Annotated in this window: 11 protein-coding genes; all 11 read left to right on the forward strand. The window is 61.9% G+C overall.

The genetic code is table 11. The features are described 5' to 3' along the window. Window positions 1-3: 3 nt before the first annotated feature. The 11 genes from KOL99_RS19425 to KOL99_RS19475 all read left to right on the forward strand — a co-directional run bounded on the left by KOL99_RS19425 (window position 4) and on the right by KOL99_RS19475 (window position 11,913). The gene (locus KOL99_RS19425; protein WP_216512131.1) at window positions 4-1,455 is read left to right on the forward strand and encodes an MBOAT family O-acyltransferase; all 1,452 of its coding nucleotides are present in this window, start codon (window positions 4-6) and stop codon (window positions 1,453-1,455) included. 13 nt (window positions 1,456-1,468) lie between these two features. Beyond that, window positions 1,469-2,647, forward strand: coding sequence for an SGNH/GDSL hydrolase family protein (locus KOL99_RS19430; RefSeq protein WP_216512132.1), 1,179 nt, complete (start codon window positions 1,469-1,471; stop codon window positions 2,645-2,647). A 203-nt stretch (window positions 2,648-2,850) separates the two neighbouring features. After that, window positions 2,851-3,861 carry a UDP-N-acetylglucosamine 4,6-dehydratase (inverting) gene (pseB, locus tag KOL99_RS19435; RefSeq protein ID WP_216512133.1) on the forward strand — a complete coding sequence of 337 codons (1,011 nt, stop codon included), beginning with the start codon at window positions 2,851-2,853 and terminating at the stop codon, window positions 3,859-3,861. Window positions 3,862-3,871: 10 nt separating this feature from the next. Beyond that, a complete protein-coding gene (gene pseC, locus KOL99_RS19440; protein ID WP_216512134.1) occupies window positions 3,872-5,041 on the forward strand; it encodes a UDP-4-amino-4,6-dideoxy-N-acetyl-beta-L-altrosamine transaminase in 1,170 nt (389 codons plus the stop codon). Beyond that, window positions 5,038-5,733 (forward strand): pseudaminic acid cytidylyltransferase, encoded by a 696-nt coding sequence (gene pseF / locus KOL99_RS19445; protein ID WP_216512135.1) that lies wholly within the window; start codon window positions 5,038-5,040, stop codon window positions 5,731-5,733. Before pseC ends, pseF begins: the two co-directional genes overlap by 4 nt. Window positions 5,734-5,752: 19 nt before the next feature. Continuing rightward, the gene (pseH, locus tag KOL99_RS19450; RefSeq protein ID WP_216512136.1) at window positions 5,753-6,313 is read left to right on the forward strand and encodes a UDP-4-amino-4,6-dideoxy-N-acetyl-beta-L-altrosamine N-acetyltransferase; all 561 of its coding nucleotides are present in this window, start codon (window positions 5,753-5,755) and stop codon (window positions 6,311-6,313) included. After that, window positions 6,310-7,368, forward strand: coding sequence for a pseudaminic acid synthase (gene pseI, locus KOL99_RS19455; protein WP_216512137.1), 1,059 nt, complete (start codon window positions 6,310-6,312; stop codon window positions 7,366-7,368). The genes pseH and pseI overlap by 4 nt, the downstream gene beginning before the upstream one ends. 67 nt (window positions 7,369-7,435) lie before the next feature. Beyond that, window positions 7,436-8,914: a capsular biosynthesis protein gene (locus KOL99_RS19460; RefSeq protein WP_216512138.1), complete on the forward strand. Its 1,479-nt coding sequence runs from the start codon at window positions 7,436-7,438 to the stop codon at window positions 8,912-8,914. Between the two features lie 135 nt (window positions 8,915-9,049). Continuing rightward, window positions 9,050-10,060, forward strand: a complete 1,011-nt coding sequence (locus KOL99_RS19465) for an NAD-dependent epimerase (RefSeq protein WP_216512139.1) — start codon at window positions 9,050-9,052, stop codon at window positions 10,058-10,060. 172 nt (window positions 10,061-10,232) lie between these two features. Continuing rightward, complete coding sequence (locus KOL99_RS19470; protein WP_216512140.1) at window positions 10,233-11,189, forward strand: hypothetical protein; 957 nt, start codon at window positions 10,233-10,235, stop codon at window positions 11,187-11,189. Window positions 11,190-11,373: 184 nt separating this feature from the next. Next, window positions 11,374-11,913, forward strand: a complete 540-nt coding sequence (locus KOL99_RS19475) for a transposase (protein ID WP_216512141.1) — start codon at window positions 11,374-11,376, stop codon at window positions 11,911-11,913. Window positions 11,914-12,052 lie beyond the last annotated feature (139 nt).

Raw genomic sequence — 12,052 nt, forward strand, 5'->3', positions numbered from 1 at the left:
TCGATGCCGTTCAACTCGCTGGATTACTTTCTCTTCCTGCCGGCGGTGTACCTCGTGTTCTACCTGGCGGGCGACCGGGCGCGCTGGGGCGTGCTGCTGGCGGCAAGCTTCGGCTTCTACGCCGCCCTCAAGGTTCCCTACCTGCCGGCGGTACTGGCGCTGGTGGCGGTGAGCACCTACTGCTTCGGGATATGGCTGCACCGGGCGCAGGCACCGGGGGCGAAGCGCGCCCTGCTTTGGGGCGGGGTGGCGGCGAACGTCCTGGTGCTGGTGGTCATGAAGTACCTCCCCTTTCTCTCGGAGAACCTGAGAGGGGTCACCCAGCTCTTCTCCCTGGAGTTCCAGGTCCCGGCAGTCCGGGCGCTGGTGGCCATCGGCGTCTCGTACTACGTCTTCCAGGCCATCTCCTATCTCATCGACATCTATTATGAAGTGGAGGAGCCCGAGCCCCATTTCGGGTACTTCGCCCTGTACCTCTCCTTCTTCCCGAAACTGCTGCAGGGGCCGATCGAACGGGCGGGCGACCTGCTGCCGCAACTGAAGACGCCCTACCGCTTCGACTACGACAACATGCGCTACGGCATGCTGCTTTTCGCCTGGGGCCTGTTCAAGAAGATGGTCCTCGCGGACCGGCTCGGCATCTACGCCGACGCCGTCTACAACGACGTTCACGCGGCCAGCGGCTTGCAACTGCTCCTGGGCACCTACGCCTACGCCTTCCAGATCTGCATGGACTTCTCAGGCTATACCGACATGGCGCTGGGGACTGCCCGGCTGTTCAACATCAGCCTGACCCAGAACTTCAACAGCCCCTACCTCGCCACCTCGGTGGCCGACTTCTGGCGCCGCTGGCACATCAGCTTCTCGCGCTGGATTCTCGACTACATCTTCAAGCCGCTGCAGATGCAGTGGCGCGACTGGAGAACCTGGGGCACCGCCCTGGCCCTGGTCACCGCCTTCCTCATCTCCGGGATCTGGCACGGCGCGAGCTGGGGCTTCGTGATCTGGGGCGGCCTGCACGGGCTCTACATGGCCTGCTCCGTCTTCTATAAGCCGTACCAGAAGAAGATCTACCAGGCGTTCGGCATCCAGAAGAGCCCGTACCTGAAGTACTGGCAGATGCTGGTCACCTTCCACCTGGTCTGCTTCGCCTGGGTCTTTTTCCGCGTCAACACCCTGAGCGACGCCCTGTACATCTGCACCTTCAAGTTCCTTTCCGTGAGGCACCGCGGCGCTTCGCTTCTCGTGCATGGCTTCGACAGGGGCGACGCCCGCCTGGTTTTTGTTGCCGCCACCCTGGTGGTGCTGGGGGGATGGCTGTCGCGTCACGAGCGGGCACAAAGGATGTGGAACGGTTCCACCCTGCTCCGGTGGGGGTGCTACAACGCGCTCGTGCTCGCGCTGATCTTCCTCGGTGTGAAGTCCCAGGGGACCTTCATCTACTTCAACTTCTAAGGCAAAGGCTTCGATGAAACGGCTGCTCATAAAAATAACGCTGCTGGCAGCGCCCTACGCCTTGTACCTGGCCCTTCCGTTTTGGATGCTGCTCGGGACCGGGGAGTTCCGCTTCAACGTCGACGAGATGGTGGGGCGCGCGGTGAGCGGGACCCCTCAACTGGTCGGTTTCCGGTTCAACGAGTCCCCCTACAAGTATCTCAAGCTGAGAACGCTGTCCGCACTCCCCCGCAGGGATGTGGTCGCCCTGGGGTCGTCGCGCGTGCTCCAGTTCCGGGACAGGATGTTCACTCCCGCCACGTTTTACAACGCCGGCTATACCATTACCTCCATCCCCCACTTTTTAGCCTTCGTCTCCGCGTTACCTGAAGACAGGCTCCCGAAGACGCTGATCGTGGGGCTTGACCAGTGGATGTTCAACAAAAAGGCCGACTCCCTGGACTCGGCATCGGCCAAGGTCAACTTCACCACGTATGAGCAGATGGATTTCGTATCCGTCTTCAACGCCTCGGACAAGATCTACAAGAAGGTTTTCGACGGGTCGCTGCGGCTTGGCGAGGTCCCGCCGACGGGGACGGCCGTGTGCGGCAAGGGTGCCGGCGCGGCGCCGCTCACCGAGGTGGGCTTCAACGCCTGCGCCAACAAGACCGGTTTCCTGAACGACGGCAGCATGCATTACGGCGGCCAGATCGAAAAGCTGGTGGCCGGCGACAAGTCTGCCGACGACTACCAGTTCAGGAACACTCTGAAAAAGATCGAAAAGGGAGACACCAAGTTCAGTCATGGCGACCGGATCAATCCTGAAGCGGTGCGCCAACTGAGGCCGTTTCTCGAATTCTGCCGCAAGAAAAACATTCGCGTGGTGGCCTTCCTGCCGCCGTTTTCCGATACTGCCTACCGCGCCATGCTCGGCAGCGGCAAGTTCCAGTACCTGGAGCAGTTGGCACCTGCCTTGGCGCCCGTGCTTCAGGAATACGGCCACGAGTTTTACGACTTCAGCAGCGTCAGCCGCGCCGGTTCCACGGACCTGGAGGCGATCGATGGCTTTCATGGCAGTGAGTCGGTGTATCTCAACATGTTGATCAGGATGCTCGAAGGCGGATCGGCCTTGAATAGCGTTTGCGACCTCAAGGCTTTGCGTGAGACGGCTGGACACAAGAAGAACAGGTATTTGGCCTATGACATGTACTGAAAGGCATTGACGGGCAATACTTGCACAAAAGGCGAGGGGGATGCTGTCCTTACTCGCTTTTTTGTGGCGTTTCTGCTATGTTGTGCGTTGTTTTGCCCGGAGCCTGCCTGGAAGGCTCGGGACGCGGTCAGAGTAGTAGGCGGGGACGGCGCTGCCGCCCGGCCTGAAAAGATATTCATCGAAATTACGAGCGAGGGACGAACGTGTTAAAAAATCGCAGCATTCTGGTTACCGGTGGCACCGGGTCGTTTGGCAAGAAATTCGTGGAAACCATTCTCACGGCGTATCCGGAGATCGAGCGGGTGGTGGTCTACTCCCGTGACGAACTGAAGCAGTTCGAGATGTCGCAGCAGTTCTCCCACGACAAGTACAAGCAGATCCGCTACTTCATCGGCGATGTCCGCGACCGCGAGCGCCTGGCCAAGGCCATGGAAGGGATCGACATCGTCATCCATGCCGCCGCGCTCAAACAGGTCCCGGCCTGTGAGTACAACCCGTTCGAGGCGATCAAGACCAACATCCACGGTGCTCAGAACGTGATCGAAGCGGCCATCGAGCGCGGCGTGAAGCAGGTCGTCGCCCTTTCCACCGACAAGGCTGCCGCCCCGATCAACCTCTACGGCGCCACCAAGCTCTGCTCCGACAAGCTCTTCGTCGCCGCCAACAACTTCAAGGGAAAGCACGACATCAAGTTCTCCGTGGTCCGCTACGGCAACGTCATGGGGAGCCGCGGTTCCGTCATCCCGTTCTTCATGAATAAAAAGAGCTCCGGCGTCCTCCCGATCACCGACGAGCGCATGACCCGCTTCAACATCACCCTCGAGGACGGCGTCAAGCTGGTGCTCTACGCGCTGGAAAACATGTGGGGCGGCGAGATCTTCGTCCCCAAGATCCCGAGCTACCGCATCAACGACATCGCCGAGGCGATCGGCCCCAACTGCAAGCGCGAAGTGGTGGGCATCCGCCCGGGCGAGAAACTGCACGAAGAGATGATCACCATGACCGACGCCATCTCCACGGTCGAATTCGAGAAGTACTTCGTCATCCTCCCCTCCATCCCGCTTTGGGACGTGGACAAGTTCGCCGCCGCCTTCAACGGCAAGCTCTGCCAGGACGGGTTCTGCTACAACTCCGGCACCAACAGCGAGTGGCTGGGCGTCGAGGAGCTGCGCGAACTGATCAAGGAACACGTCGACCCGAACTTCACCTACTAGGAGGCAGGGCGTGAAACAGGCACCGATCCCCTACGGCCGGCAGTCCATCTCTGAGGCCGACATCCAGGCGGTTGTTGACGTCCTGCGTTCCGACTGGCTGACGCAAGGGCCGTCCATCGAAGCCTTCGAGCAGGCGGTGGCGCAGTATTGCGGCGCGAAGTACGCGGTGGCCGTCAACAGCGCCACCTCCGCCCTGCACATCGCCTGCCTCGCCGCGGATCTCGACGAGGGGGACACCCTCTGGACCACCCCGAACACCTTCGTCGCCTCGGCCAACTGCGGCCTGTACTGCGGCGCCGGTGTCGACTTCGTGGACATCGACCCGAAGACCTACAACCTCTCCGCGACCGAGCTGGAAAAAAAGCTGGTAAAGGCCAAGGCGACCTGCAAGCTCCCCAAGGTGGTGGTCCCGGTACACTTCTCCGGCCAGCCCTGCGAGATGGACAGGATCGCCGCGCTCTCCCGCGAGTACGGCTTCACCGTCATCGAGGACGCCTCCCACGCCATCGGCGGCAAGTACCAGGGGGAGCCCATCGGCGGCTGCCGGTTCTCCGACATGACCGTGTTCAGCTTCCACCCGGTGAAGATCATCACCACCGCGGAAGGCGGCATGGTGCTCACCAACCGCAAGGAACTCTACGACCGCTTGATCCGCCTGAGAAGCCACGGCATCACCCGCGACCCCGCCTTCATGGAGTGGGAGAGCGACGGCCCGTGGTACTACCAGCAGATCGAGCTCGGCTTCAACTACCGTATCACCGACCTGCAGGCCGCCCTCGGCCTTAGCCAGATGAGCCGGCTGGACGAGTTCGTGGCGGCGCGGCACCGCCTGGCGGCCCGCTACGACGAGCTCCTGGCCGACCTCCCGGTGGTCACCCCGTACCAGCACCCGGACAGCTATTCCGGCCTGCACCTCTACGTGATCCGGCTCGAGCTGGACCGGATCTCCAAGAGCCACCGCGAGGTGTTCGAGTCGCTCAGGGCGCAGGGGATCCTGGTCAACCTGCACTACATACCGGTGCACACCCAGCCTTACTACCGGCGCCTGGGGTTCACGCCGGGCGACTTCCCCGAGTCCGAGCGCTACTACGCCGAGGCCATCAGCCTTCCCATGTTCTCGAGCCTCAGCGACGAGCAGCAGGATAGGGTGGTCGCGGCGCTCAAAGAGGCGCTGTCGTGAACGTAGCCGTCATCCCGGCCCGGGGCGGCAGCAAGCGCATCCCCCGCAAGAACATCAAGGAATTCTGCGGCAAGCCGATGATCGCCTGGTCCATCGAGGCGGCGCTTGAAAGCGGCTGCTTCAGCCGGGTGCTGGTTTCCACCGACGACGCCGAAATCGCCGAGGTGGCCCGGAAGTTCGGGGCGGAGGTTCCTTTCCTGCGTCCCGCCGAGCTTTCCGACGATCACACCGGCACCATCCCCGTGATCCGCCACGCCGTGGAGTGGGTCGCCAACGAGGGCGAGCGCCCCGAGTACGCCTGCTGCATCTACGCCACCGCCCCCTTCGTGACCCCGGCGGATCTCAAACGCGGCCTCGATCTGATCAAGAAGGCCGGCTGCTCCTACGCCTTCTCGGTGACGAGCTACCCCTTCCCGATCCAGCGCGCCATCCGGATCGACGGCAACGGCCGCGTCGGGATGTTCGATCCCGCCCAGTTCACCACCCGCTCCCAAGACCTCGAAGAGGCCTTCCACGACGCGGGGCAGTTCTACTGGGGGAGCGCCGATGCCTGGATCGCCGAGGAGAAGATCTTCTCGGAAAAGGCGGTCCCCGTTCTTTTGCCCCGCCACCAGGTCCAGGACATCGATACCCTGGAAGACTGGCACCGCGCCGAGCTGATGTTCCGGGCCTGGCGCGCAGAGGACAAGTAAAAAACCATCGAGGTGACAGATGCGCCCTGAAGAGTTCAACCTGCGCCCCATCGAAGAGCGTGACCTCGACCTGGTCCTCTCCTGGCGCAACTCCGAGCGCGTGCGCTCCTACATGTACACCGACCACCTGATCGCCCCCGAGGAGCACCGGGCCTGGTTCGCCCGGAGCCGCGACGCGGAATTCCCCGCCACCCTCATCTTCGAGTACCAGGGGCGGCCGGTCGGGCTGAAGAGCTTCAACCAGATCGACCGCCACTCCAACCGCTGCCACTGGGGTTTTTACCTGGGGGACCTGGAGCTGCCGCGCGGCTGCGGCACGGTGATGGGTTTTCTGGCGCAGGAGTACATCTTCGAGCGGCAGGGGTTCCGAAAGCTCTGCGCCGAGGCGTTCGCCTTCAACGAGGGGAGCATCAAGTACCACACCCGCCTGGGCTTCGCGCAGGAGGGACGCCTGGTGCGGCACGTGCTGAAGAACGGGTGCTACGAGGACGTGGTCGTCTTCGGCACGTTCAAAGAGAACTGGCTCGCCAACAAGGAAGCGTTGGCGGCAAAGATATTCCGGGAGGACGCAGCACAATGAGTTCTATCCAGATCGGCGGCAGGTTCATCGGCCCGGATCACGCGCCGTTCATCATCGCGGAGATGTCGGGCAACCACAACCAGTCCCTGGAGCGGGCCCTGGAGATCGTCGAGGCCGCGGCCGCTTCCGGCGCGCACGCCCTGAAGCTGCAGACCTACACCGCCGACACCATGACCCTGGACATCAAGGAGGGGGAGTTCTTCATCGAGGACCCCAAGAGCCTCTGGAAGGGGCGCTCCCTGTACGACCTGTACCAGGAGGCGCACACCCCGTGGGAGTGGCACAAGCCGATCTTCGACCGCTGCCGCGAGCTTGGCCTCATCTGCTTCAGCACCCCCTTCGACGCGACCTCGGTCGAGTTCCTGGAGGAGCTGGACGCGCCTTGCTACAAGATCGCTTCCTTCGAGAACACCGACCTGCCGCTGATCCGCACGGTGGCGGCCACCGGGAAGCCGGTCATCATCTCCACCGGCATGGCGAGCCTCGCCGAACTGGACGAGACCGTGCGCGCGGCGCGCGAGGCGGGGTGCCGCGACCTGGTGCTCCTCAAGTGCACCAGCACCTACCCGAGCACCCCGGAAAACACCAACGCGCGCACCATCCCGCACCTGAAGGAACTCTTTAACTGCGAGATCGGGCTCTCCGACCACTCGATGGGGGTCGGGGTCTCGGTAGCGGCGGTGGCCCTCGGCGCCACGGTGATCGAAAAGCACTTCACCCTGCGCCGCGCCGACGGCGGGGTCGATTCCACCTTTTCGCTGGAGCCGGAGGAGCTGAAGAGCCTGGTGGTCGAGACCGAGCGCGCCTGGCAGTCGCTGGGAACGATCAGCTACGGCCCGACCGAGAAGGAGAAGAAGTCGCTGGTGTTCCGGCGCTCGCTCTACGTGGTCGAGGACGTCAAGGCGGGCGAGCCGTTCACCGAGAAGAACGTCCGCGCCATCCGGCCCGGCAACGGCCTTCCCACCAAGTACCTGGGGACCTTCCTGGGCAAGCGGGCCGCCACCGACATCCGCAGGGGGACGCCGCTCTCCTTCGACCTTTTGGGCGGGGCCTAGCGCTGAGAGGTTTTTCCGCTGCGGATCATGCTGCAGCAGATGTTAATTAAAGAAGAGGTTTTTCCGAATGGCAATGCGACTGCTGTGCGTCTCCACATCTAAGAACACCAGCGTGATCTTGCAGAAGATCATGGACCAGTACCGGGATGAGGTCGAGTTCCTGCTGCACGTCGGCGACAAGGACTCCGATCTCAAGGCCTCGTCCATGACCCGGATGACGAGGACCAGGGCGGTCGGCAAGACCCATGTCATGGATGGGCAGAAGTTCAACGGCCTGCTGCACTCGGTGATCACCCGTGACGACTTCGAGAAGGACATCTCCATTTTCATCGATCACCTGCATCGCAGGGACGAAAAATTCTGCTATAAATCTCACAATCTGGCTTGCATGCAGGATTACCTGGATTACTACTACATCCTGTTCGACGTCATGGCGGAGAAGGTGATCGAGAACAACATCACCCACATGCTGTTCTTCAACGTCCCGCACCTGGCCTACGACACCATCCTCTACCAGATCGGCAAGAGCCTCGGGTTGAAGATCGTGATCGTGACCCAGTCCCTGTTCCCGAACAAGTACTTCTCCATGCCCTCCATGGACGCCTACGGCAGCTTCGAACCGAAGCGGCACCAGGCGCCGCCGGCGCACATCGAGAAGAACAAGGAAATCGACCTCTTCTACATGAAGAACGTGAAGCAGGAGCAGGGGGAGACCGGGAAGATCACGGCCAAGGCCATCGGCCACATCCTCTCGTTTTTGGCCATCAAGAAGCCCTCGTACCTGGCGAACCCCGTCAAGCTGTACGACATTCTGAAGCGCACCAACGACATCTACCGGCGGCTGCCCAAGTGGCGCGACCCGTTCGCACGGTTCTTCCATGTCAACGAGCTGGAGTACTTCGAGCACATCATCCAGTACGAGAAGGCGGAATACGACCTGGACGTCCCCTTCGTCTACTTCCCGCTGCAACTGCAGCCGGAGATGACCACCTCGGCGCTGGGCGGCTACTTCCGGGACCAGGCGCTCGCCATCGAGTGCCTGGCCAGCATCCTGCCGGACAACGTGAAGATCTACGTCAAGGAGAACCCGAAGCAGGGGGCCTACAACAGGGGGCCGCTCTTCTACCACCGCCTGCGGCGCATCAAGAACGTGGTGGTGCTCCCCTCGTTCGCCAACACCCATACCCTGACCGACCGCTCCCTCTTCGTCTGCACCATCACCGGCACCGTCGGCTGGGAGGCGCTCGTCAAGGGGAAGAAGGCGCTCATCTTCGGCAACACCTGGTACCAGTCCTTCCCCGGCGTGTTCAAGTACGGGGAGGCTACCAGCTATGACGAGATCATGAACTACCGGATCGACCACGCGGAACTGGAGCAGGCCTTCGGGGCGCTCCTCTCCCAGTGCCACGACGGCGTGGTGGACCGGCACTACACCAAGCTGGTTCCCGACTACAGTCCTGAAAAGAACGACGAAGGTGTCTGCACGCTCCTGATGGACCTTCTCAAGGGGAAGGCGGACTTCACCTTCGGCTCCCGCCCGGCGTAAGGGCGGTAACAAGGCGCAGCCGCGGCAGCCGCGGCGCTCCATGCCAAACGCCGGCCTTGGGCCGGCCTCCTGTTGCAGCCAGTACATTTTTGCCGTTCCAGAAATCTGGCCGCCCCCCGCGGCATAGGAGGAGTCATGAGGAAGATGCTGGTTACCGGTGCCGCCGGTTTCATCGGCTTTCACCTGAGCAAGAGGCTTTTGGCCGCCGGCGTCGAAGTGGTCGGCCTCGACAACCTGAACGACTACTACGACGTCAACCTGAAGTACGGACGGCTGAAGCAGCTCGAAGAGACGCCCGGCTTCCGCTTCGTCAAGATGGAGCTCGCCGACCGGGAAGGGATGGCGGCCCTGTTCGAGCGCGAGCGCTTCGATGTCGTCGTTAACCTGGCCGCCCAGGCGGGTGTGCGCTACTCCCTGATCAATCCCTACGCCTACGTGGACAGCAACCTCTCCGGTTTCATGAACATCCTGGAAGGGTGCCGCCACCACGGGGTCAAGCACCTGGTGTACGCCTCCTCCAGTTCGGTGTACGGCGCCAACACCGCCATGCCTTTCTCCGTGCACCACAACGTCGACCATCCGGTCTCGCTCTACGCCGCCACCAAAAAGGCCAACGAGTTGATGGCCCACACCTATTCGAGCCTCTACGGCATCCCCACCACCGGCCTGCGCTTCTTCACCGTGTACGGACCCTGGGGGCGGCCGGACATGGCGCTCTTTTTGTTCACCAAGGCGATCCTCGAGGGGCGTCCCATCGACGTCTTCAACTACGGCAAGATGCAGCGCGACTTCACCTACGTCGACGACATCGTCGAGGGGGTCACCCGCGTCATCGACAAGGTGCCCGAGAAGGATTCCACCTGGAGCGGTGCCCATCCCGACCCGGGCACCAGCTACGCCCCCTACAAGATCTACAACATCGGCAACAACAATCCGGTCGAGCTCTTGAGGTTCATCGAGGTGCTGGAGCAGGCCCTGGGCAAGGAGGCGCAAAAGAACCTGCTCCCGATCCAGGCCGGCGACGTGCCCGCCACCTACGCCGACGTGGACGACCTGATGCGGGACGTCGGTTTCCGCCCCGCCACCTCCATCGAGGACGGCATCAGCCGCTTCGTCGCCTGGTACCGCGAGTTTTACGGGATCTAAAGAGAGGGGACTGGCTCCCCAGGTGCCTGTCCCCTTATCTTCCCTTCTCTTGTCAGGCTCTCCAGTCCCCTCTCCCTCCGGGAGAGGGGATGTAGATGCCTTTGGTGCAGAGGCAGTAGCTCACCCGCCTCCGCGCAGTTAACCACCACTAAAAGCTGCAGAAAGGATCGCTGTGAAATACCGGCCACTCGATTTTTCTGGTGTCAGCACCTACCCGATAGCATCCCGCAAGAACAAGATGAACGTGCAGGAGCACTTCGCCAAGCCGATCCGCGCTGGCATGAGCGTGGCCGAACTCCTCGGAGCCATGCCCGACCAGTTGGGTGCCCAGGCCTTGATCGGCGTGATCGACGCCGTGGTCGCCGCCCGCGCCAAGGGTAAGCCCGTGGTGATGGCCATGGGCGGTCACGTCATCAAGTGCGGCCTCCAGCCTGTGCTCAAATCCCTCATCGACGCCGACGTCATCACCGCCGTCGCCTTGAACGGTTCCGGTTCCATCCACGACTTCGAGATCGCCCTCATCGGCGCCACCAGCGAGGACGTCGGCGCCGTGCTGCATGCCGGCAGCTTCGGCATGGCCGAGGAGACCGGCGCCCAGATCAACGAGGCGTTGAAGCAGGGCGTCGCCCAGGGGCTTGGTCACGGCGAATCGCTCGGGCGGATGATCCTGGAGCGCGAACTTCCCTATCGTGATCAGAGCCTCATGGCGGCCTGCGTGCAGAAGGGGATCCCGGTCACCGTGCATGTCGCCATCGGCACCGACATCACCCATCAGCATCCCTCCGCCGACGGCGCCGTCTTCGGGGCTGCCAGCTTCACCGATTTCCAGATCTTCACCTCCGTCGTTTCCGAGCTTGGTGACGGCGGCGTCTATCTGAACATCGGCAGCGCCGTGTTGTTGCCCGAAGTCTTCCTGAAGGCCCTTTCCATCGCGCAGAACCTCGGGCACCACGTCGACCGGTTCACCACCGCCAATTTCGACATGCAGCAGCACTACCGGCCGCTGGTGAACGTAGTCAAACGCCCCACCTCCGGCGACAGCCGCGGCTACACGGTCACCGGGCACCACGAGATTATGATTCCGCTGCTGGCAGCGGGGGTGCTTGACCGGATAGGGAACAAAAGGTGACCTTGCGGGTTGGTCAAGGGCGAATGATTATTCGCCCCTACAACGCGCTGGTTACTCGTCTTGATCCAGGTCATGCATACGTTTCGGCCGCCGTGTGGGTAATGCTGCAAACATTGTCAAACCTGTAGGGGCGAATAATCATTCGCCCGCGCCGCAGGCTATTCCACACGCCTTGGAGGTCGCGATGCCCTACGAACCGCACCTGCACCATCGCCGCTCGGTTCGGCTGGATGGATTCGATTACGCTCAGGATGGCGCGTACTTCGTCACCGTTTGCACCTATGGAAGACAGGCGTTATTCGGCCATTTAGTGGAGGAGGCGGCCGGAATAAAGGCGAAGCTGACCGGGGCTGGAATGGCGGTGCGAAGTTGTTGGCTGGAGATACCGCGACATTTTCCTCTGGTGACCCTGGATGCATTCATTGTCATGCCCGATCATGTGCACGGCATCCTGTTCCTGTCAGGGCATGAACAGAGCCTGGGGCGGGTAAGGGGGGCGAATGATTATTCGCCCCTACAGGAAAACGGAACATCATTGACGGTAGGTTCAGTGGTTAGAGGATTCAAGATTGGTGTAACGAAATGGTTCAAAGAAAACCAGCCATGTGCCGATAAGGTTTGGCAGCGCAGTTACTATGAGCACGTCATCCGAAACGACAACGAGCTGGATCTGGCCCGGCAGTACATACTTGAGAATCCAGCAAAGCTGCACGAACACCAATGAAGGTGCCACGGGCTGAACTGTAGGGGCGAATAATCATTCGCCCTGACCACCCTGAAAGCTGCACGAACACAAATAACGCTGCAAACGGACTGCACCTGTAGGGGCGAATAATCATTCGCCCAGTCCACCGCCCCAAGCA

Origin of the sequence: Geomonas azotofigens, assembly GCF_018919395.1 — a bacterium.
GTDB lineage: Bacteria > Desulfobacterota > Desulfuromonadia > Geobacterales > Geobacteraceae > Geomonas > Geomonas azotofigens.

Bases quoted from the DNA above. Each gene is read 5' to 3' on its own strand.
- KOL99_RS19430 (WP_216512132.1), top strand. From the start codon at position 1,469: ATGAAACGGCTGCTCATAAAAATAACGCTGCTGGCAGCGCCCTACGCC.
- KOL99_RS19460 (WP_216512138.1), top strand. From the start codon at position 7,436: ATGGCAATGCGACTGCTGTGCGTCTCCACATCTAAGAACACCAGCGTG.
- KOL99_RS19475 (WP_216512141.1), top strand. From the start codon at position 11,374: ATGCCCTACGAACCGCACCTGCACCATCGCCGCTCGGTTCGGCTGGAT.
- KOL99_RS19425 (WP_216512131.1), top strand. From the start codon at position 4: ATGCCGTTCAACTCGCTGGATTACTTTCTCTTCCTGCCGGCGGTGTAC.
- KOL99_RS19465 (WP_216512139.1), top strand. From the start codon at position 9,050: ATGAGGAAGATGCTGGTTACCGGTGCCGCCGGTTTCATCGGCTTTCAC.
- pseH (WP_216512136.1), top strand. From the start codon at position 5,753: ATGCGCCCTGAAGAGTTCAACCTGCGCCCCATCGAAGAGCGTGACCTC.
- pseI (WP_216512137.1), top strand. From the start codon at position 6,310: ATGAGTTCTATCCAGATCGGCGGCAGGTTCATCGGCCCGGATCACGCG.